The following is an 18,936-nucleotide window of genomic DNA, read 5'->3' as shown; positions in this document are numbered from 1 at the left end:
GCGCTATCGCCCCGCGACGGCGCGCCCCGCGGCCCGCCCGGAGAAGAGGCAGCCGCCGAGGAACGTGCCTTCGAGTGCGTTGTAGCCGTGCACGCCGCCGCCGCCGAAGCCGGCGGCCTCGCCCACGGCAAAGAGCCCCGGAATCGGCGAACCGTCGGCCCCGAGCGCACGGGAGGAGAGGTCGGTCTGGACCCCGCCGAGCGACTTCCGGGTGAGCACGTGCAGCTTGATGCCCACGAGCGGTCCGGCCGACTCATCGAGGAGCTTGTGCGGCTTGGTCGTGCGGGTGAGACGGTCCCCGAGGTAGCGGCGCGAATTGTGCACGCTCATGGCCTGCGCGTCCTTCGAGAAGGGGTTGTCGAACTCGGCGTCGCGCGCGCGAACGACGCGCTCGACCTCCGCGGCATCGAGCAGCGGCTCGTCCGTGAGCCCGTTCATCTTCGCGACGAGTTCGGCGACGGTGTCGGCCGTGACGAAGTCGGCGCCCCGGTCGATGAACGCCTGCACCGGCCCCGGCGCCCCCTTGCCGAGCCGGGTCTTCATGAGGAGCTTCTTGTCGCGGTTCGTGAGGTCGGGGTTCTGCTCGGAACCAGACAGCGCGAACTCCTTCGCGGCGATCCTGCTGGTCACGACGAACCACGAGTGATCGTGCTCGGCGAGGCCCGGGAGGGTGCGCAGAAGCTTCAGCGTGCCGAGCGTGTCGTGGCCGGGCAGCCCCGGGGCGGGGAGCCGCCGGCCCAGCGCATCGAGCCAGAGCGGCGACGGGCCTGGCAGGATCCGGATCGCGTGGCTCGGCCAGACCGGGTACCAGTTCTTGATGCCCTCGGTGTAGTGCCACATGCGATCCTGATTGACGAGGCGTGCTCCCGCGTCGCCCGCGATCGCGAGCATGCGCCCATCGACATACGCCGGAACGCCGGTCACCATCTCGCGCGGGGGAGCGCCGAGGCGCTCGGGCCAGTGCTCGCGGACGAGGTCGTGGTTGCCGCCGATACCGCCGCTCGCGACGATGACGTTCGGCGCGCGCAGCTCGAATGCGCCGACCTCGGCGCGGTTCGAGGCGGCCCCGCGGTCGCCCTCGTCGGGCGCGAGCACGGCGCCGCGCACACCAACGACGGCCCCGCCCTCGGTGACGAGTTCGTCGACCCGGTGACGGTGCCTGAACTCCGTGCGGCCCGCGGCCACCGCCTCGTGCGCGGACTCGACAAACGGCCGCACAACCCCGGTCCCCGTGCCCCACGACACGTGGAAGCGCGGCACCGAGTTCCCGTGGCCGGTCGCCGTGAGATCGCCGCGCTCGGCCCAGCCGACCATCGGGGTGAGGTCGATGCCGACCTCACGCAGCCACGCGCGCTTCTCACCCGCCGCCCACTCGACGTAGGCACGGCCCCAGCGCGCCGCCCAGTGGTCCGCCGCCGGCGCACCGTCCGCCGCGTCGGCCTCCTGCCCGGGGTCCGGGAGCCTGTCCCACTGGGCGCTGCCCTGCCAGTCCTGCCAGGCGAGCTCGAAGGAATCCTTGACGCCGAGGCGCCGCTGCTCGGGGGAGTCGACGAGGAAGAGCCCGCCGAACGACCACCACGCCTGCCCGCCGACGTTCTGCGGGCCCTCCTGATCAACAATGATCGTGCGTAGCCCGGCGGCGTACGCCTCCCGCGCGGCGACGAGCCCGGAGAGTCCGGCACCTACGACAATGACATCAGCGTCCATGCCGCAATGCTACGCGGCGGTGCTGCCTTCGGCGAACTTTTCCGCGCGCTCCTGACCGGTGAGCTGCTGGATCGCGGCCATGATGCGTTCGGTGGCCTCCCGCCGCGCGCGGCCGCCCGGCTCGCCGCGCAGGTCGCTGAGGTCCAGCGGGGCGCCGAACCGGATGGCGACCCGCTCCGGGCGACCGGTCCGCGGGTCGCGCAGCTTTCGGTTCGTGCCGCGAAGGCCGACGGGGACGACGGTCGCACCGGTCTCGAGCGCGAGCCACGCCGCCCCGCCGCGCCCCCGGTACAGGCGGCCATCCGTCGACCGGCTACCCTCGGGAAAGACGACAAAGGCGCTCCCGCGCTCGAGCACCTCGCGGCCAGCGTCGAGCGCCGCCTGTGCCGTCGACGAGGCGCCCCGGTGCACGGCGACCGCGCCGATGCCTGTGAAGAACCAGCGGCCCAGGCGCGAGCCAAAGAGCGAGGCCTTCGCGAGGAACTGCACGCGGCGCGGGGTGAACGACGGGATCAGGATCGTGTCAAGCATCGACTCGTGGTTGCTCACGAGCAGGAGCGGGCCGGTGCGAGGCACGTGGTCGCGGCCCGTCACCCGCGGCCGGTACCGCAGCCACAGCGCGGGCTTCAGAATGGCGCGGCCAACAAAGAATATGGGGCCTGTGCGAGCCGGTTGCGCTGGGGTGGTCACCGCACGAGTGTAGCGCCCAGGGCATGCCGCAGCGCGCCGGCGCGTTGGCAGCGCGCGGGCGCGTTGGCGACGCGCTACGGGTAGTCGGGCGCCGCCGGGAGCCCGAAGAACTCCTCGAGCGTCGTGACCCCCTGGTCGCGCATCTCGAGCGCCAGCTCGGTGCCGACGAACCTGAAATGCCAGGGCTCGGGCATGAAGCCCGTCACCTGCTCCTTGCCCTCGGGATACCGAATGACGAACCCGTAGTCGGCCGCGTTCTCGGCGAGCCACTTCCCGGCGGGGGTATCCCCGAAACAGCCGTCGAGGTAGCAGTCTCCGTGATCGTCGAGGTCGACGACGAGCCCGGTTTGGTGCTCGGAATGGCCGGGCCGCGCCGAATACCTGTCGGCCGCCGCCGCGCCGTCACGGTCGACGTACCCGTCGTAGAGCGCGACCTGCGTGCCGTAGTCGCGGTACGCGCTGATGATCCACACCGAGTGACCGGCGTCGGCCGCCGCACCGATGAGCGCCTCGACCGCGCGCGCAGCCGGCTCGCGGAGCGGCTGGTCGAACTCGTTCTCGACGCCGGAGGTTGCGACGAGGTCGCTCGGCGCCCAGTCGACCGGGTCCAGCGGCCGCGACTTGTTGCTGATGACCCACAGTGATGCCGGATCGTCGATCGACTGCGCAGACCTGTCGAACTCGGGCTGCGCGGGAGCCGGATCTGGCGTCGGCTCGGGTGCTGGCGACGTTGTTGCCGTGTCGGGAGACGGCGAAGCTGGCTCGCTCTGGGCGCAGCCCGCGAGCAGGCCGAGGCCGAGGAACGCGGCGGCTGCAGTCCAGCCTGCACGGCGGGCAAGATCTCCCCGGCGCACAGCCCGCGTGGAGGCCGCTGTGGTCGGGCGGTAGCCGAACGGGACGAGGTTCATAGGTTCAGCCTAACGAAGGCTTTAAGCTGAAACTGTGGCCGATAACACGCACTCAGATCCAGCCCGCCGTGACGCCGGCCGATCGAACCGTACTGTGCTCATCGCCAGCATCGTCGCCGCGGTGCTGCTGCTCGGCGGTGCCGCGGTTGCCGCCGCGCTGCTGCTCGGAGGTTCCGGCGATCCTGATCCGACCAAGAAACCGACGCCGAGCCAGTCTCCGGCCGCCGAGCAGTCTGAGGAGCCCGCCGCGCCCGCACCGATCCACGTGATCGCGATGGGCGACATGCTCCCGCACGACTCGGTGAACGAGAACGCGCAGCAGCCGGACGGAAGCTACAACTACGCCCCGTTCTTCAGCGGCATCGAGGCGCAGCTTGACGCGGCCGACGTGACCTTCTGCAACCAGGAGGTACCGAGCGCCGGCGTCGACTTCGGCGTCAGCGGGTATCCGACATTCAACGCCCCGACCGAGTTCGCGCGAGATCTCCGCGGGGCCGCAGGCTGCGACCTCGTCAACCTCGCGACGAACCACAACGCAGACAAGGGCACCGAGGGGATCGCGGCGACCCGCGCCGCGTGGGACGCGCTCACCCCGGCCATCGTGAACGGGGCAAACCGCAACGCGGACGAACAGGGCACCGTCGCCGTCTACGACCAGGACGGCACGACGTTCGCGCTGGTCTCCTTCGCCGAGTTCTCGAACGCGCCGGTCGACAAAATATCAATGAACTTCATGGACGACGACGCCCTCGTCGAGAAGCTCATGGCTGACGCCCGCAAGCGTGCCGACGTCGTCATCGTCTCGGCCCACTGGGGCACCGAAGACTCGCACGAGGTGAACGACGCCCAGCGGAGCTTCGCGACGAAACTCGCGGGTCTCGGCGCCGACGTGATCGTGGGTACGGGCCCGCACGTCCTCCAGCCGGTCACCTGGCTCGACCGGGCGGGCGGCGGCAAGACGCTCGTCTGGTACTCGATCGGGAACATGCTCAGCACCCAGCTCGAGCTCGACCAGCGCACCGGAGTGATCGCCGGGTTCGACGTCGTACGAGACGGCGACGGAGGCGTGACGATCGAGAACCCAACCGCGATCCCGACATACATGCACTACGACTGGACCGCCGAACAGGAGGCCGCCGGTGATCTGGCAGCCCGCCACAACCTGTCGCTGACCCCGCTCGCCGATGCCGACGAACTCCTGAAACAGACCCGGTTCGGCGTCACCGCTGCCGAACAGCTCGCGGCAACGACAAGCATTCTCGGCGGGGACGTCAAGGTCGTGGAGCGATAGTGGCCGCACACGCCCAAACGGATCTTTCACTGGCAGAATGAGAACATGGCGATAGGAACCGCAGACCTCCCCGATCCCGACGGCCCGGAGGATCGCCCCGCGCCCGCGGGGAATCCGGGCTGGCTCAACGAGGAGGAACTCCTCTTCGTGCGCGGCCGGGTCCCGGTGCTGTACGTCGAAGCGGTGCCGGTGCGCCTCGACGGCCTCGGCAAAGTCATCGAGGTCGGCCTGCTGCTGCGGAGCACGCCGGAAGGGCACCTGACGCGAGCATTTGTGTCGGGCAGGGTGCGGTTCGGCGAGCCGCTGCGCGAGGCGCTCTTTCGCCACCTCGAGAACGATCTCGGGCCGATGGCGTTCCCGCAGATGCCGACGACGCTCATGCCGGCTCAGGTCGCCGAGTACTTCCCGATGCCTGGCATCTCCCAGTACGTCGACGAGCGGCAGCACGCGGTTTCGCTCGTGTACGTCGTGCCTGTGACAGGGAGCTGCGACCCCCGCCAGGACGCGCTCGAGGTGACGTGGATGACACCGGAGGACGCGCTCGCCGCCGACACCCTCAACGAGCTGCCAGGTGGGCGCGGCGAACTGCTGCGCCAGGTACTGAGCACGGTCGGCTGTTAGCGCGGCGCTGCTGGTGCGGCGGGGCCGCTAGCCCGCTCGACGCTGCCAGACGATGAGGTGGGCGCGCGAGAACCCGCGGGCGCACTTCGCGCACGACGCCTCGCGCACAGGCTTCCGGAATCGGTAGTGCTCGTGCCCGCCCGGGCAGTGGCCGACCCACGGCGCGCGCTCGTGCGCGATCTCGCCGTGATGCGTGCGCCCGCCGACGTACCCGAGGTCGCGAGCGATGCGCGCCCACTGCGGGCCGTGTGCGGCTGCGGGCCCCGCGATCGCGTGCGCGACCTCGTGGAGCAGGATCTGGTGCACCTCGTCGTCATCGAACTTCTCGGCGAGATACTTCGAGACGCTGATCCGGCGGTCCGTGTAGTTGCACAGCCCCGCGCGTCGCTTCGCGTTGTCGAACGCGAACGTCCACGTGCCGGCGCCGTGCAGCGGATCGAGGTGATGCCGGATCAGCGCGTTGGCCCAGTGCCTGACGCGGTCGAGTTCGCTCATGGCTAGGCGCCGAAGATGCCGGGGGACGGTGCGGGGGAGTCGACTGCCGTCGCATCCGTAACGGGGCGTGTTGCACCGACGAGCTCGGTGAGTTCCTGCCCCTCGAGGAGGCGGGCGGGGTGGGGGCCGCCCGCGAGGAGCCGGGGGAGCCAGTCGAGCTCGCCTACCGGGGAGCCGCCCGCGGCGTTCGACGCGATGATGACCACGTTTCCGAACCTGCGGCCCTTGAGCACCTGCGGCTCGGCGACCGCGACGACCTCGGAGAACAGCGCCCTGAGGGTCGCGAGCTGGCCGCGCACGAACGGGAGGCCCGTGCCGTCGGCGGCGTTCACGACGACGAGGCCGTTCGGGGCCAGGAGCGGTCGGACGAGTTCGTAGAACTCAACGCTCGACACGTGCGCCGGCGTCTGAGACCCCGAGAAGATGTCGACGACGACGAGGTCCATCGCGCCGTGCATTCCCGCTGGGAGCTTCCCGAGGACCGCGCGCGCGTCGCCGTGGCGCACTCGGATGCTCGCACGCTTCGGCAGTGGAGCCGCTTCACGCACGAGATCGACGAGCGCGCTCTCGAGCTCGACGACCTGCTGGCGGCTGCCCGGCCGGGTCGCCTCGACGTAGCGGGGGAGAGAGAACGCCCCGCCACCCAGGTGGAGCGTCGAAATCGGCTCGCCTGTCGGCCTGAAGAGGTCGATTACGTGGCCGATGCGCCGCATGTACTCGAAGAAGAGATCAGACGGGTCGCGCAGGTTCACGTGCGACTGCGGGGTCCCGTCGATCACGAGCTCGATGGCGCCGTCGACCCACTTGTCGGCCTCGATCGAAGCCGTACGCCCGGAGGCGAGCGTGACGGGCTCGGGGAGGATCACACCAGCCCGAGTTCGGTGAGCTTCGCGCGCATGTCCGCGTCGCTCGGTTCGACCTGATGTGTGCCGTCTGGGTACGTGATCACCGGGATGTTCTTGCGGCCGCTGATGTCGGCAGCGACGTCTGCTGCCTCCGGGGTCTCGACGAGGTCGATCCACTCGTAGGCAACCTGCGCCTCGCCGAACACGCGCTTCGCGCGGCGGCAGTCACCGCACCAATCAGCGCCGAAGATGCGGATGTTCGGGGTCTCGGTCTGCTGGTTCTCGCTCATGCCGCCAATCTTACGTTGCGCGGCTGAGGCGTGGGGCTGGCCGCAAGAGCCTGTGGATTACCGTGTTCTCGGCCGATGCCAGACGCGTTGCGCGATGACCGCAGCGGATGCGCCAACAACGGCCCCGGCGACGGTGTCGCTGAGCCAGTGCACGCCGAGCGCTGTCCGGCTCCACATCATCGCGAGGGTCCAGGCGAACGCTGCGATCCAGATCCAGGTCACCGAGGACTTCGTGACAAAGGTTGCCCCGCTCTCGTAGACCGATGAGAACGCGAAGGCGAGGGACACCGCGAGCGCGGCGGCGCCCATCGAGTGCCCCGAGGGGAACGAGTAGCCGTCCCACGGGTACAGCGCCTCCATTGGGCGAGGCCGCACCACGAGGGACTTCAATCCCTCGGAGAGTGCGACCCCGAGCAGCAGCGCGGTCGCGAGCGCTGCGGCCTCGCGCAGAAACCGGCGTGTGAGCAGCAGCGCGCAGGCGACGGCGCCGCACGCTGCGACGCCGATGCCCGAGCCGATCTCGGCCATGAACGCGGCGACTGTGAATGACACCGATCCCGGCTCGAGCCGCACCGCCTCGCGCCATGCCTCGTCGAGTGGCAGTGCTCCGCTGTGGGCAAAGTGGATGTATGCGCCGAGCCCGGCCACCGCGAGGATCGCGAGAGACGCCCAGATGATGCCTGGGGCGGCGGGCTTTGAGTGCATTCCTTCACAGTAATGGCCAAGCCTGCCCCGAGGCTGGTAGGCAGCTTGGCTCCGGCTGGCAGTTGCGGGGGAGTTGAGCTACGGTGTGAGTATTGACCTGGCGAACTGTGTGCGCTCCCTTGTCAGCTGGTAACGATGGTGTTACAGTAGAAAGCTGCACTATGGACACGAGTCTGCCTTCATATAGCGGAAGGCCCCCGGGAGTTGGCGCGCAGGCGCAGATGAACCCCGTGTGACCGCAGAGCATTTCTTCGCAAGACCAAGTCAATCGGCCCGACGGGGCCCACGGAGGTACTTCCTTGGCTGCTGCGCGCAACGCATCGTCCACCAATAATCCGAAGAACGGTCGCAACCACTCGCGACTCTCATTCGCCAAGATTTCCGACACGCTGTCGGTGCCGAACCTGCTGGCACTGCAGCTCGAGAGCTTCGACTGGCTCGTCGGCAACGACGCGTGGGCTGCACGCGTCGCTGAGGCTCAGGCTCAGGGGCGCGATGACATCGCGCTGAAGAGCGGCCTCGAGGAGATCTTCGAGGAGATGTCCCCGATCGAGGACAACGCTGGCACCATGCAGCTCTCGTTCGAGAACCCGATCCTTGACGATCAGAAGTTCTCGATCGACGAGTGCAAGGAGCGTGGCAAGACCTACTCGGCTCCCCTCTACGTCGAGGCGGCGTTCTACAACACCGAGACCCAGGTGCTGAAGAGCCAGACCGTGTACATGGGCGACTTCCCGCTCATGACCGACAAGGGCACCTTCATCATCAACGGCACCGAGCGCGTCATCGTCTCGCAGCTCGTCCGTTCGCCCGGCGTCTACTTCGAGCGCCAGCAGGAGAAGACCTCCGATAAGGACGTCTTCTCGGCACGCGTCATCCCGAGCCGCGGCGCGTGGCTCGAGTTCGAGATCGACAAGCGCGACCAGGTCGGCGTGCGTATCGACCGCAAGCGTAAGCAGTCGGTCACCGTGTTCCTGAAGGCACTCGGCATGACCACCGGCGAAATCCTCGAGGAGTTCGCAGGCTACGAGTCGATCGCCCTCACCCTTGAGAAGGACGGCATCGTCGAGAAGGAAGGCGTCAGCCTTCAGGAGGAAGCCCTCAAGGACATCTACCGCAAGCAGCGCCCGGGCGAGCAGGTTGCGATCGAGGCTGCGCGCGCGCTCCTCGACAACAGCTACTTCAACCCGAAGCGCTACGACCTCGCGAAGGTCGGTCGTTACAAGATCAACCGCAAGCTTGGTCTCGAAGCGCCGATCACCGATTCGGTGCTCTCGCTCGAGGACATCGTTGCAACGATCAAGTACCTCGTTGGCCTCCACGCAGGCACCGAGACGCTGCCCGGTACCCGCGACGGGAAGGCATTCGACAACCGCCTGGACACCGACGATATCGATCACTTCGGTAACCGTCGTATCCGCGCCGTTGGTGAGCTGATCCAGAACCAGGTGCGCACCGGCCTCAGCCGCATGGAGCGCGTCGTCCGTGAGCGTATGACCACGCAGGACATCGAGGCGATCACCCCGAACACCCTGATCAACACGCGCCCAGTGCTCGCTGCGATCAAGGAGTTCTTCGGAACCTCGCAGCTCTCGCAGTTCATGGACCAGAACAACCCGCTCGCTGGCCTGACGAACAAGCGTCGTCTGTCGGCGCTCGGCCCGGGCGGTCTCTCGCGTGACCGCGCAGGCGTCGAGGTGCGAGACGTTCACCCGTCGCACTACGGCCGCATGTGCCCGATTGAGACCCCGGAAGGCCCGAACATTGGCCTGATCGGCGCGCTCGCAACCTTCGCGCGCATCAACGCGTTCGGCTTCATCGAGACCCCGTACCGTCGCATCGTCGACGGCACCGTCACCGACCAGGTCGACTACCTCACCGCCCACGAGGAGGACGAGTTCCTCATCGCGCAGGCTGGTGCTCCCGTCGACAAGGACGGCAAGTTCGCCGAGAAGCAGGTCCTCGCTCGCCCCCGTGGCTCCGAGGTGCAGCTCGTCGACGCCGACCAGGTCCAGTACATGGACGTCTCGGCGCGCCAGATGGTCTCCGTCGCGACCTCGCTGATCCCCTTCCTCGAGCACGACGATGCGAACCGCGCGCTCATGGGCGCGAACATGCAGCGTCAGGCTGTGCCGCTCGTTCGCTCCGAGTCGCCGCTCGTCGGCACCGGTATGGAGGGCTACGCGGCCATCGACGCTGGCGATGTGATCGTCGCTGAGCAGGCTGGCGTGATCCAGGACGTGTCGGCTGACGTTGTCACCGTGATGCTCGATGAGGGCGGCACGAAGAAGTACTACATGCGCAAGTTCGACCGCTCGAACCAGGGCACGAACTACAACCACCGCGTGATCGTCAAGGCTGGCGAGCGGATCGAGGCCGGCGAGGTTATCGCCGACGGCCCCGCAACCGAGAACGGTGAGCTCGCGCTCGGCAAGAACCTCCTCGTAGCGTTCATGCCGTGGGAGGGCCACAACTTCGAGGACGCGATCATCCTCAGCCAGAACCTCGTGAAGGACGACACGCTGTCGTCGATCCATATCGAGGAGTACGACGTCGACGCGCGCGACACCAAGCTCGGCAAGGAGGAGATCACCCGTGATCTCCCCAACGCGAGCATGGAGGCGCTGAAGGATCTCGACGAGCGCGGCATCATCCGGATCGGCGCAGAGGTCAACCCCGGCGACATCCTCGTCGGCAAGGTGACCCCGAAGGGCGAGACCGAGCTCTCGGCTGAGGAGCGCCTGCTTCGCGCGATCTTCAACGAGAAGAGCCGCGAGGTTCGCGACACCTCGCTGAAGGTTCCGCACGGCGTTGCCGGCACCGTCACCTCCGTGAAGGTGTTCGACGCTGAGAACGACAACGACGACGACCTCGGGTCGGGCGTCAACCAGCGCGTGGTCGTCTACATTGCGCAGAAGCGTAAGATCACCGAGGGTGACAAGCTTGCTGGCCGTCACGGCAACAAGGGCGTCATCTCGAAGATCCTCCCCGTCGAGGACATGCCGTTCCTCGAGGACGGTACGCCGGTCGACGTGATCCTGAACCCGCTCGGTATCCCGGGCCGAATGAACTTCGGTCAGGTCCTCGAGATCCACCTCGGCTGGATCGCGAAGCAGGGCTGGAAGGTCGACGGATCGCCTGAGTGGGCTGCAAAGCTCGCTGAGTCGGCGCTGCAGGCAGCGCCGAACACGAAGGTTGCGACCCCCGTGTTCGACGGCGCCTCGGAGCTCGAGATCGCTGGCCTACTCGACTCGACGACCCCGAACCGCGACGGTGAGCGCCTCATCGACTCGAGCGGAAAGACCCGTCTGTTCGACGGCCGCTCGGGCGAGCCGTACCCGTACCCGATCTCGGTCGGCTACATGTACATCCTGAAGCTGCACCACCTCGTCGACGACAAGATCCACGCTCGTTCGACCGGCCCGTACTCGATGATCACCCAGCAGCCGCTCGGTGGTAAGGCCCAGTTCGGTGGCCAGCGCTTCGGTGAGATGGAAGTGTGGGCCCTCGAAGCCTACGGCGCCGCGTACGCTCTCCAGGAGCTGCTCACGGTGAAGTCCGATGACATCCTCGGCCGCGTGAAGGTCTACGAGGCCATCGTCCGCGGTGAGAACATCCCGGAGCCGGGCGTGCCCGAGTCCTTCCGCGTTCTCATGAAGGAGATGCAGTCGCTCTGCCTGAACGTCGAGGTGCTCGGAGCAGACGGCAACGCCGTCAGCCTGCGCGACAACGACGACGAGGCACACCGTACAGCGGAGGAGCTCGGGATTAACCTTTCGACCCGCTTCGAGGCAGCTTCGGCTGACGAGATCTAAATTGATCGGCGCCCCGCTGTGAGGCGGGGCGCGCAGCCGATCTGATTTTTTTAAAGTTTTCATACCAAGGAGAACAATTTGCTCGAGGGTACGAGTTTCAATGAGCTGCAGATTCGTCTGGCAACCGCCGACGACATCCGTGGCTGGTCGTTCGGCGAGGTCAAGAAGCCGGAGACCATCAACTACCGCACGCTGAAGCCTGAGAAGGATGGTCTGTTCGGCGAGCAGATCTTCGGCCCCAGCCGTGACTGGGAGTGCGCGTGTGGCAAGTACAAGCGCGTCCGTTACAAGGGCATCGTCTGTGAGCGCTGTGGCGTTGAAGTGACGAAGTCGTCGGTGCGTCGTGAGCGCATGGGCCACATCGAGCTCGCCGCTCCCGTGACCCACATCTGGTACTTCAAGGGCGTGCCGTCACGCCTCGGCTACCTGCTCGACATGGCGCCGAAGGACCTCGAGAAGGTCATCTACTTCGCTGCGTACATGATCATCGACATCGATGAAGAGGGCCGCCACGAAGACATGGCAGAGCTTGAGGCTGAGCTGCGGCTCGAGCTGAAGGCGCTGTCGGATCAGCGTGATATCGCTGTCGCCCAGCGCCAGCAGCAGGCTGAGACCGATCTCGCCGCGCTCGAGGCTGAGGGTGCGAAGGCAGACCAGCGCCGCCGCGCCGAGGCTTCGGCCGAGAAGGACATGACGCTCATCCGTCGCGGCTTCGATGACGACATCGCTCGTCTCGAGCGCGTCTGGGATGACTTCCGCAACCTAAAGGTTGGCGACCTCAAGCCCGAGGACGCTGTCTTCGCAGACCTCATGGACCGCTACGGCGACTACTTCGAGGCCTACATGGGCGCCGAAGCGATCAAGAAGCGCCTCGAGGCCTTCGATCTCGAGGCTGAGGCTGAGACGCTGCACCTGCAGATCGCTGAGGGCAAGGGTCAGAAGAAGATTCGTGCGATCAAGCGCCTGAAGGTCGTCAGCGCCTTCCTGCAGACCGGGGCAAGCCCGGCCGCTATGGTGCTCGACGTCGTTCCCGTGATCCCGCCCGAGCTTCGCCCGATGGTGCAGCTCGACGGTGGCCGCTTTGCGACCTCGGATCTCAACGACCTCTACCGTCGCGTCATCAACCGCAACAACCGTCTGCGTCGCCTGCTCGATCTCGGTGCCCCCGAGATCATCGTGAACAACGAGAAGCGCATGCTCCAGGAAGCCGTCGACGCGCTGTTCGACAACGGCCGCCGTGGCCGCCCGGTGACGGGTACCGGCAACCGTGCGCTGAAGTCGCTGTCCGACATGCTCAAGGGCAAGCAGGGCCGCTTCCGTCAGAACCTGCTGGGTAAGCGCGTCGACTACTCGGGCCGTTCGGTCATCGTCGTCGGCCCGCAGCTCAAGCTGCACCAGTGTGGTCTGCCGAAGCAGATGGCGCTCGAGCTGTTCAAGCCGTTCGTCATCAAGCGCCTGATGGACCTCTCGCACGCACAGAACGTGAAGGCCGCCAAGCGTATGGTCGAGCGTTCGCGCAGCGAGGTCTGGGACGTGCTTGAGGAGATCATCCGCGAGCGCCCCGTCATGCTGAACCGTGCACCTACCCTGCACCGCCTCGGCATCCAGGCGTTCGAGCCGCAGCTCGTTGAGGGCAAGGCGATCCAGCTGCACCCGCTCGTCTGTGCAGCGTTCAACGCTGACTTCGACGGCGACCAGATGGCAGTTCACCTGCCGCTGTCGGTCGAGGCTCAGGCCGAGGCGCGCGTGCTCATGCTCGCATCGAACAACATCCTGAAGCCGTCGGATGGCCGTCCCGTGACCCTCCCGTCGCAGGATATGATCATCGGCCTGCACCACCTCACCACGGTGAAGCCGGGTGCTGTTGGCGAGGGCCGCGCGTTCGGTTCCGTCTCCGAGGCGATCCTCGCTATGGACGAGCACACGCTCGATCTTGGCGCGCTCGCCAAGATCCGCCTCACCGGATACACCGACGCGTCGGGTGTGACCTCGGAGAAGCCCGTGCTCGTCGAGACCACCCTCGGCCGCGCGATCTTCAACGAGGCGCTGCCCGCGGACTACGTGTACTTCGAGCAGGTTGCCGACAAGGGCACGCTCTCCACGCTGGTCAACGACCTTGCCGAGCGCTACCCGAAGGTGGAGGTCGCTGCGACCCTCGACCGCATCAAGGATGCCGGTTTCCACTGGGCAACCCGTTCGGGCGTGACCGTTGCGCTGTCTGACATCGTGACCCCGTCGAACAAGGCCGAGATCCTTGCGGCGCACGAGACCGAGGCTGCCGCAGTGCAGAAGCGTTTCGACCGCGGTCTCATCACCGAGCAGGAGCGTCACGCGGATCTCGTGAAGATCTGGACCCAGGCGACCGACGAGGTTGCTGAGGCCATGCGCGACGCGTTCCCCGTCGACAACACCATCTTCCGCATGGTGTCGTCGGGTGCTCGTGGTAACTGGCTGCAGATCCGTAACATCGCCGGTATGCGTGGCCTCGTGTCCGACCCGAAGGGCGAGATCATCCCGCGCCCGATCATTAACTCGTACCGCGAGGGCCTGTCGGTGGCGGAGTACTTCATCGCGACCCACGGTGCGCGTAAGGGTCTTGCCGATACCGCACTGCGTACCGCTGACTCGGGGTACCTCACGCGTCGTCTGGTCGACGTCTCGCAGGATGTCATCATCCGCGAGGAAGACTGTGGCACCCGCCGCGGCCTCGACCTGCCGATCGCCGCTGAGGTTGACGGTCAGATCGTCCGCGACGAGAACGTTGAGAACTCGGTCTACGCTCGTACCCTCGCCGCTGACGCGGTGAACGCTGCCGGTGACGTTGTCGCCGCTGCGGGTTCGGACGTCGGCGACGTCGCGATCGACCTCCTCGTCGGCGCTGGTGTCACCGAGATCAAGGTGCGCTCCGTGCTCACCTGTGAGTCTGCGGTTGGCGTCTGCGCGACCTGCTACGGCCGCTCGCTCGCGACCGGCCAGCGCGTTGACATCGGCGAGGCCGTCGGCATCATCGCGGCGCAGTCGATTGGTGAGCCGGGTACCCAGCTGACCATGCGTACCTTCCACACCGGTGGTTCGGCTTCGGCTGACGACATCACGCAGGGTCTTCCCCGCGTGCAGGAGCTCTTCGAGGCCCGTACCCCGAAGGGTGCGTCGCCGATCGCTGAGGCGGCAGGCCGCATCACGATCGAGGACACCGAGAAGAGCCGTCGCCTGATCCTCACGCCTGATGATGGCACCGAGGAGAAGCAGTACCCCGTGCTGAAGCGTTCGACGCTCATCGTCGAAGACGGCGACCACGTCGAGCTCGGCCAGCCCTTCATCCAGGGAACCCTGGACCCGAAGGACATCCTGCAGGTCGGTTCGACCGAGGGCGGCAAGCACATTCCGGGTGAGCGCGCAGTGCAGAAGTACCTCGTTGAGGGCGTGCAGGGCGTGTACCGCTCGCAGGGTGTGCCGATCCACGACAAGCACATCGAGGTCATCGTTCGCCAGATGCTCCGCAAGGTCACCGTGGTTGACCACGGCGAGACCGAGCTGCTCCCGGGCGAGCTCGTTGACCGGTCGCGCTACCAGCGCATCAACCGCGAGGCGCTCGTCGACGGCAAGCGTGCGGCCACCGCGCGTCCCGAGGTCATGGGTATCACCAAGGCATCGCTCGCGACCGAGTCGTGGCTCTCGGCGGCCTCCTTCCAGGAGACCACCCGCGTGCTCACGCAGGCTGCGATGGAGGGATCGAAGGATCCGCTCGTCGGCCTGAAGGAGAACGTCATCATCGGTAAGCTCATCCCGGCTGGTACGGGCCTGAGCACCTACACCGACGTCGACGTTTCGGCTACGGAAGAGGCTCGCGCCGAGCGTTACCCGAACCGCATGTACGCGGGCGAGGGCACGTTCGACGAGAACGACTTCTCGTTCGTCGACTTCGACACCTTCACCTCTGACGAGTTCAACCCCGGCAACTACAGCTAGCGGGTTCGGCCGCCCGCGCAGCGGGTAGCCGGTCAGACACACAGCGGGCCTCCACCTTCGGGTGGGGGCCCGCTGTTGTGTGTGGAGGCACTGCCGCACCGCTGCACAGCCCTTCGCTCGCACACACGGCCTGGGATCTGCAGCGCGTATGCCCATCCGGCGCCGTGCGGGCATTCAATGTGCTGATCTGCAGGTGAACGGCCGACAGCGGGCAGAGCCGCTCCGGCACTGGCTGGCGGCCGCCCGAAAACACTGTTTCGCACCATATTCCCGCGCGGGAACGCACATTTTCGCTGCGGAGCTTGTATCGTGGCGGCAGAACGCAAGGCATGCGAGAGGTAGAACGATGAGCGATGAGCGTGAGACACCCGTCGATCCCGGTGCGCCGGTCGAGGAACAGGCAGCCACCGACACGGCTGTGCAGGACGCAGTCGATCGCGCGACCGGGGGCGTTGACGACCCCGCGAACGAGGTCATCGTTGTCGACGCAACCGGCGCCGTCGTTGACTCGTCGGTAGGGGAGACCCCGACCGCGGTCGCGGCGGGTGCCGAGGCGTTCGCCGAGCAGGCGCACCGCGAGCAGGCGGCGAGTGTCGACACGCAGCTCGACATTGAGACGCCGGGGGAGCAGCCGACGCGCATCCCTCCGGTTGAGGATCTGCCCTCGGCGGCCGCGGCGCCCGAGGTGCCCGTCGTCGCTCCCGGCGTGCAGTTCGCGGAGCCCGCTCGCGATGGCGAAATCAGGATCAGCGCGGACCATCCAATGGCTGCGCTCTACATGCAGTCGCCGATGCCGCCGGACCTCAAGGGCAACCGGGCCGCCGGCGTGCTGATCGCGTTGCTCGGCGCGGTCGCGTTCGCCGTGCTGTATGCGGGCATCATCTCGGCGATGATCGCGCGCGACTTCCCGCCATCGACGTTCCTCACCGAGGGCCTGCTGCCGTGGGTCACCTCGTGGGGCTTCATCGCCGGCGTCGTCGCATTCTTTGTCGGGCTCGCTATCCTCGTACTGATCTTCGGGCGTGCTGGCTGGTGGGCGTACGTGATCTTCAGCCTGTTCGTCGGCATCATCGTCTGGGTCGCGACGACCGCGACGTTCGCGCTCACGGGCGGCCCGTACGAGGCGATCGAGGGTGCCACTGGCTTCGTCGAGACCGCCCGACAGCTCGCGTTCACGGTGCCGACGCTGGGCGCCGCGATCCTCGCGCGCGAGGTCGCGGTGTGGTTCGGCGCGTGGATTGGCTCGCGCGGTCGCCGGATGACCACGAAGAACGCGGCCCTGCTCGAAGAGTATGAGGCGGCCCTCGCAGAGGTTCGGGCGAAGCAGTAATGACCGAGGGCGCCAAGCGGGGAGTGACCCGGGGGTACGTCCTCGGGCTGCTTGGCGCGACCCTCGTGGTAACTGCGGCGCTCGTGGTTGCCGCCTGGGGGCTCCTCGGCATGGCGCTCGGGCGCGAGCCGATCGAGACGGACGACGTTCCGCTGTGGTTCGGCATTGTCAGCATCGGGCTCGGCCTGGCGCTCCTCGGGGTATTGCTGTGGCAGCAGGCGCTCTCGCTGCTGCGCGGCCGCAAGACTCCGGTCGGCGGAATCATGGTGGGCGCTGGCTTCGGCGTCTACCTGCTGTGGGGCCTGTGCGGCATCGCTGGCGGGCTGGGCACGGGGGAGACCTGGTTCAGTCCGTTTGCGATCGCGCTGATCCCGATCTGGATCATCGCCGTGACCTTGTTCTGGCTCGTCCTCGCGCGGCGGATCTACACCGACCGCCCCACTCCGCAGTGGCCGTGGGAGCGCCGTGAGGGCCAGGAGTAGCCTCGGTGGGAATGATTGATGAGCGCGTAGACAGTGCGGTTGACGCGTGGCTCGAGTGGGTGCCGAGGTGGGAACCCGCCGGGTATCGGGCGCGCAGCCGGATCTGCCGTCGCTGCACGGGCTCTCCGGTGCTTGTCGCCTCGGGCATTCCAGACGGAACGCCGCACCAGGTGAAGCATGCGCTCGTGTCTCGCGTGCAGCGGATCATCGACCGCGTCGTCGACGAGTACACGGCTGAGCACCTGCCCGTACTCCACGCTGAGCTGAGCGGCGCCGACATGTGGCGCGTGGGCGGGTACGATCCCGCGGCGGGCCTCGACCCGGAGTATGACGGTCTTGACCCCGATCCGGAGCCGACGGAGGAGGGCCAGCCATTCCTGTTCACGCTCGCCGGTCTCGCCGCAGAGGTCCAGCCCGAGCCACCGCTGCCACGGCCCCCGCTGAGCGCGGAGGAGAAGGAGCAGCTGCGCCGGGAGATTCACCTCGCCGACGTGCGCGCCACCGATGCGGGCAACGACGTGTGCTTCGCGCTCATGGGGCACCGGCCGCGAATTGCCGCCGCGATTGACAGGTTCGTCGAGCCCCAGGTGCAGGCGATGCTCGACGATCTGTCGCGCCACCTCGAACCGCCGGCGTAGTCCACGCCGTCACCCTTGCGCGGATGCGTCACACCGCGTAAAGTTGTTCTTTGGTGCACTCCACCTGCTTCGCGCGTGCGCGAATGCGGGCGGAGGACTCCAAGGGTCACTCGCTCCCAGAGCTGAAACCCCCACGGCATAGCTGCACTCGGTTCATCGGTTTCGGCCGGAGAACCAGCAGCTCCGCGTGAGTGCAAGCTCGTGCAAATGCTCGCCCATTTGAAGCATTCCTGTCACCGTGCAGGACCTACTAGGAGAATCAGTGCCTACTATTCAGCAGCTGGTTCGCAAGGGGCGGACGCCGAAGGTCACCAAGACCAAGGCTCCCGCACTGAAGGCGAACCCTCAGCAGCGCGGTGTGTGCACCCGTGTGTACACCACCACACCCAAGAAGCCGAACTCGGCGATGCGTAAGGTCGCTCGTGTGAAGCTCTCGAACGGTACCGAGGTTACGGCCTACATCCCCGGTGAGGGCCACAACCTGCAGGAGCACTCGATGGTGCTCGTGCGCGGTGGTCGTGTGAAGGACCTCCCCGGTGTTCGTTACAAGATCGTGCGCGGCGCACTCGACACGCAGGCGGTCAAGGACCGCAAGCAAGCTCGTAGCCGCTACGGTGCAAAGAAGGTGAAGTAATGCCCCGTAAAGGACCTGCTCCCAAGCGTCCCGTAGTTGCCGATCCGGTTTACGGCGCACCCATCGTCAGCCAGCTCGTGAACAAGATTCTTGTTGACGGCAAGAAGGGCCTCGCAGAGCGCATTGTGTACAACGCGCTCGAGGTCGTCGCTGAGAAGAGCGGCCAGGACGCCGTGGTCGTACTCAAGAAGGCGCTCGACAACGTGCGCCCCACCCTTGAGGTACGTTCGCGTCGTGTCGGTGGCTCGACCTACCAGGTGCCCGTTGAGGTCAAGCCGCACCGTGCGAACACCCTCGCACTGCGCTGGCTCACGAGCTACGCAAAGGCCCGTCGCGAGAACTCGATGACGGATCGCCTCACCAACGAGATTCTCGACGCCTCCAACGGCCTGGGTGCCGCTGTGAAGCGCCGCGAGGACACGCACAAGATGGCAGAGTCGAACCGCGCGTTCGCTCACTACCGCTGGTAGTCATCTGAAGTGGGAGATGGCTCGCTACCCGAACCATCTCCCACTT

General features: G+C 67.0%; 16 protein-coding genes. 9 read left to right on the top strand and 7 right to left on the bottom strand.

Going from position 1 to position 18,936, the window contains the following annotated elements; genetic code table 11:
* Positions 1-3 precede the first annotated feature (3 nt).
* The 3 genes from BJ960_RS12065 to BJ960_RS12055 all read right to left on the bottom strand — a co-directional run bounded on the left by BJ960_RS12065 (position 4) and on the right by BJ960_RS12055 (position 3,305).
* Positions 4-1,707, bottom strand: a complete 1,704-nt coding sequence (locus tag BJ960_RS12065) for an FAD-binding dehydrogenase (RefSeq protein WP_185987454.1) — start codon at positions 1,705-1,707, stop codon at positions 4-6.
* Between the two features lie 9 nt (positions 1,708-1,716).
* The gene (locus BJ960_RS12060) at positions 1,717-2,397 is read right to left on the bottom strand and encodes a lysophospholipid acyltransferase family protein (protein WP_185987453.1); all 681 of its coding nucleotides are present in this window, start codon (positions 2,395-2,397) and stop codon (positions 1,717-1,719) included.
* Positions 2,398-2,471: 74 nt separating this feature from the next.
* A complete protein-coding gene (locus BJ960_RS12055; RefSeq protein WP_185987452.1) occupies positions 2,472-3,305 on the bottom strand; it encodes a M15 family metallopeptidase in 834 nt (277 codons plus the stop codon).
* A 34-nt stretch (positions 3,306-3,339) separates the two neighbouring features.
* Here BJ960_RS12055 and BJ960_RS12050 point away from each other — a divergent pair, with 34 nt between their 5' ends.
* Positions 3,340-4,596, top strand: coding sequence for a CapA family protein (locus BJ960_RS12050; RefSeq protein WP_307814584.1), 1,257 nt, complete (start codon positions 3,340-3,342; stop codon positions 4,594-4,596).
* Between the two features lie 45 nt (positions 4,597-4,641).
* A complete protein-coding gene (locus BJ960_RS12045) occupies positions 4,642-5,217 on the top strand; it encodes a DUF4916 domain-containing protein (RefSeq protein WP_121077747.1) in 576 nt (191 codons plus the stop codon).
* Between the two features lie 27 nt (positions 5,218-5,244).
* Here the strand turns inward: BJ960_RS12045 and BJ960_RS12040 are convergent, their stop codons facing one another.
* Genes BJ960_RS12040 through BJ960_RS12025 form a run of 4 tightly spaced genes read right to left on the bottom strand, consistent with a single transcriptional unit; the run spans position 5,245 to position 7,552 of the window.
* Positions 5,245-5,712, bottom strand: a complete 468-nt coding sequence (locus tag BJ960_RS12040; protein WP_121077745.1) for a SprT-like domain-containing protein — start codon at positions 5,710-5,712, stop codon at positions 5,245-5,247.
* 2 nt (positions 5,713-5,714) lie between these two features.
* Positions 5,715-6,578, bottom strand: coding sequence for a spermidine synthase (locus BJ960_RS12035; RefSeq protein WP_185987451.1), 864 nt, complete (start codon positions 6,576-6,578; stop codon positions 5,715-5,717).
* Complete coding sequence (locus BJ960_RS16785) at positions 6,575-6,847, bottom strand: glutaredoxin domain-containing protein (RefSeq protein ID WP_121077741.1); 273 nt, start codon at positions 6,845-6,847, stop codon at positions 6,575-6,577. The genes BJ960_RS12035 and BJ960_RS16785 overlap by 4 nt, the downstream gene beginning before the upstream one ends.
* A gap of 57 nt (positions 6,848-6,904) precedes the next feature.
* Entirely contained in the window at positions 6,905-7,552 is a 648-nt protein-coding gene (locus BJ960_RS12025) for a phosphatase PAP2 family protein (protein ID WP_185987450.1), read from the bottom strand.
* Between the two features lie 299 nt (positions 7,553-7,851).
* Between BJ960_RS12025 and rpoB the strand changes: the two genes are divergently transcribed.
* The 7 genes from rpoB (at position 7,852) to rpsG (ending at position 18,890) form a co-directional block, all read left to right on the top strand.
* Positions 7,852-11,367, top strand: a complete 3,516-nt coding sequence (gene rpoB / locus BJ960_RS12020; protein WP_121077737.1) for a DNA-directed RNA polymerase subunit beta — start codon at positions 7,852-7,854, stop codon at positions 11,365-11,367.
* Between the two features lie 78 nt (positions 11,368-11,445).
* Entirely contained in the window at positions 11,446-15,336 is a 3,891-nt protein-coding gene (gene rpoC, locus BJ960_RS12015) for a DNA-directed RNA polymerase subunit beta' (protein ID WP_185987449.1), read from the top strand.
* Positions 15,337-15,682: 346 nt separating this feature from the next.
* Complete coding sequence (locus BJ960_RS12010; RefSeq protein WP_185987448.1) at positions 15,683-16,666, top strand: phage holin family protein; 984 nt, start codon at positions 15,683-15,685, stop codon at positions 16,664-16,666.
* On the top strand, positions 16,666-17,148 hold the full coding sequence (locus tag BJ960_RS12005; RefSeq protein WP_185987447.1) for a hypothetical protein: 483 nt from the start codon (positions 16,666-16,668) through the stop codon (positions 17,146-17,148). The genes BJ960_RS12010 and BJ960_RS12005 overlap by 1 nt, the downstream gene beginning before the upstream one ends.
* 11 nt (positions 17,149-17,159) lie before the next feature.
* Positions 17,160-17,786 carry a spermidine/putrescine ABC transporter substrate-binding protein gene (locus BJ960_RS12000; RefSeq protein ID WP_183075368.1) on the top strand — a complete coding sequence of 209 codons (627 nt, stop codon included), beginning with the start codon at positions 17,160-17,162 and terminating at the stop codon, positions 17,784-17,786.
* 262 nt (positions 17,787-18,048) lie between these two features.
* Positions 18,049-18,420, top strand: a complete 372-nt coding sequence (gene rpsL, locus BJ960_RS11995) for a 30S ribosomal protein S12 (RefSeq protein WP_119284773.1) — start codon at positions 18,049-18,051, stop codon at positions 18,418-18,420.
* Positions 18,420-18,890, top strand: a complete 471-nt coding sequence (rpsG, locus tag BJ960_RS11990) for a 30S ribosomal protein S7 (RefSeq protein ID WP_042544729.1) — start codon at positions 18,420-18,422, stop codon at positions 18,888-18,890. The genes rpsL and rpsG overlap by 1 nt, the downstream gene beginning before the upstream one ends.
* Positions 18,891-18,936: the final 46 nt, after the last annotated feature.

This window comes from Leucobacter aridicollis (genome assembly GCF_013409595.1).
In the GTDB taxonomy this organism is placed as follows: Bacteria; Actinomycetota; Actinomycetes; order Actinomycetales; family Microbacteriaceae; genus Leucobacter; species Leucobacter aridicollis.
The sequence above is the reverse complement of the archived record's forward strand: the minus strand, read 5'-3'. Positions and strand labels throughout refer to the sequence as shown.